At 62.1% G+C, this 1997-nt stretch carries 2 protein-coding genes and 1 pseudogene; 2 read left to right on the top strand and 1 reads right to left on the bottom strand.

The genetic code is table 11. The annotated features are described in order from the left end of the window. Nucleotides 1-69 precede the first annotated feature (69 nt). Complete coding sequence (locus tag EN780_RS32945) at nt 70-699, bottom strand: histidine phosphotransferase family protein (protein WP_127282270.1); 630 nt, start codon at nt 697-699, stop codon at nt 70-72. Between the two features lie 402 nt (nt 700-1101). On the opposite strand from EN780_RS32945, the gene EN780_RS32940 reads away from it, so the two are divergent. Together EN780_RS32940 and EN780_RS32935 are read left to right on the top strand one after the other, a co-directional pair. Continuing rightward, nucleotides 1102-1638: an EipA family protein gene (locus tag EN780_RS32940; RefSeq protein WP_245478323.1), complete on the top strand. Its 537-nt coding sequence runs from the start codon at nt 1102-1104 to the stop codon at nt 1636-1638. A 148-nt stretch (nt 1639-1786) separates the two neighbouring features. Further along, nucleotides 1787-1997 (top strand): annotated as a pseudogene (locus EN780_RS32935) (hypothetical protein); the annotation flags it as partial.

The following is a 1997-nucleotide window of genomic DNA, read 5'->3' as shown; positions in this document are numbered from 1 at the left end:
ATGCAGGCCCAGCCGCAAATATTATTTGAAATAAATACTTGATCTGTTCTTGCCGACAGAACAGGCCGCTCAAGCGGCCGACAGCACGATTTCCTCGGCCGTCGCGTGGATCGAAATCGTCATGTTGGCCTCGCGCGCCAAGAGCAGCGTGTAATAGGGCTGGACCGAATGGGCGTCGATCGGTTCCTCGGGCTTGTGGCCGGAATGCAGTTCGAGGAATTTCGGCGGCACGCGCAGCATCGGACCGGCGGCCGACAGCGCAAAACGCGGCTCGGTGTCGAGATTCTCCAGGGTGACTACAAGCTTGCCGCCGCGCGGAATGGCGGCGTTGGCGACGAGAATGAGGTTGAGCAACAGCTTGACCTTGTTCTTGGGCAGCAGCGCGCGGGCCCCGTTCCACACCAGTTCCGGCTTCTCGTTCTTGAGGAAGGCGATGGCGACCGCCTCGGCGTCGCCGGTGTCGATCATCATGCCAGCCGAGCCGGCGGCGCCGAAGGCGATGCGGGCGAATTGCAGCCGGGCCGAGGCATTCCTGGCGCTCTGGCGGATCAGCTTCATGGCGTCTTCGTCGGCGCCGCCCTCGTCGAGCAATTCAAGGCCGTTGTTGATGGCGCCGACCGGCGAGATGATGTCGTGGCAGACCCGGCTGCAGAGCAGCGCGGCAAGGTCGGGTGCGGAAAGGGTGAAAAGCTCGGCCATAGGCGAAGTCCCTGCTAAAGTTATTCACGGCCGAGCGATCAGTCGTCGCGCCCCGCCCGCACGAATCACGCGCTCTCCCTGGGCACCCTGAATACACAGCGCCCGAGCGTGCAGCAACAAATCCAAAATTGTCGTCGGCGAAAATGGTGGATTCGCGCGGAAATGCCGGGCCCCGCGCAGCGTTTCGGGGCCAGAGCTGGGTTCCCCGGCCTTCGAACCGCCATCTTCATGTGAGAGCTTAATGGTTGAAAAAGGATTACGGCATAGTTTGCCAGTGATAGTCACCTCGAGCGGCCGCCAAGAGCCGTGGGGGGTGCGAGGCGTCGGCGAAAGTGCTCCCTGACGGAGATTGGAAGCATGTTTTCCCGATTCTACGACCGGAATCTTTTCCGTGTCATTTCCATGGCGATTGCCCTCATGGGCGCTCTCGTCTTCTCAACCTCCGCGCTGCGGGCACAGGAATATACCGCCCAGGAGATCATCGATTCCGGCCACAAGTTCTTCGGCGCGACCTCCGGCGGCCTGGCCACGGTCGTCGAGAAGATCTTCGCCTCCTACGGCCTGCCCAACGGCTACCTGCTCGGCGAGGAAGGGTCCGGCGCGCTGATCGGCGGCCTGACCTATGGCGAGGGCACCCTCTACACCAAGAATGCCGGCGACCATAAGGTGTTCTGGCAGGGCCCTTCGCTCGGCTGGGACTTCGGCGGCGAGGGATCGCGCGTCATGATGCTCGTCTATAACCTCGACGACATAGGCAATCTCTATAACCGGTTCGGCGGTGTCGCCGGCTCCGCCTATGTCGTTGCGGGCGTCGGCTTCAACGTGCTGCAGAACAACAGGGTCCTGCTCGTCCCGATCCGGACCGGCGTCGGCGCCAGGCTGGGCGTCAATCTCGGCTATCTGAAACTCACGCAGCGGCCGACCTGGAATCCGTTCTGACAAGGTCATGACGGTGCCAATCCAACGTCAGAACTGCTTGTTGCAGGTCTTGCCGCGGCATGCTCTTGCCGCGGCACTGGATTTCCGTCATGCCAAGATGGCAAAGTCGAGCTTTGGCGGTAGCCGCCATCCATAGCGGATAGTCACCTTGGTCCAGTCGATCCTGTTCTTCGCCCTCGGCTTTCTTTGCGCAGGCTTTTTGGCATTGCTGATCGCTCCGGCCATCTGGCGCCGGGCCGTCGCGCTGACGCGCAGGCGGGTCGAGGCTTCGATGCCGCTGACGCTGGCCGAAATCCAGGCGAACAAGGATCAGGTCAGAGCCGAGTTCGCAATGTCGACGCGACGCCTGGAGATGAGCG

Origin of the sequence: Mesorhizobium sp. M4B.F.Ca.ET.089.01.1.1 (genome assembly GCF_004022605.1) — a bacterium.
In the GTDB taxonomy this organism is placed as follows: Bacteria; Pseudomonadota; Alphaproteobacteria; order Rhizobiales; family Rhizobiaceae; genus Mesorhizobium; species Mesorhizobium abyssinicae.
Note: the sequence above shows the minus strand (reverse complement) of the source record. Positions and strands in the feature narration are given on the sequence as shown.

Excerpts from the sequence above, each read along its gene's own strand:
- EN780_RS32945 (WP_127282270.1), bottom strand. The coding sequence starts at position 699 with ATGGCCGAGCTTTTCACCCTTTCCGCACCCGACCTTGCCGCGCTGCTC.
- EN780_RS32940 (WP_245478323.1), top strand. The coding sequence starts at position 1,102 with ATGGCGATTGCCCTCATGGGCGCTCTCGTCTTCTCAACCTCCGCGCTG.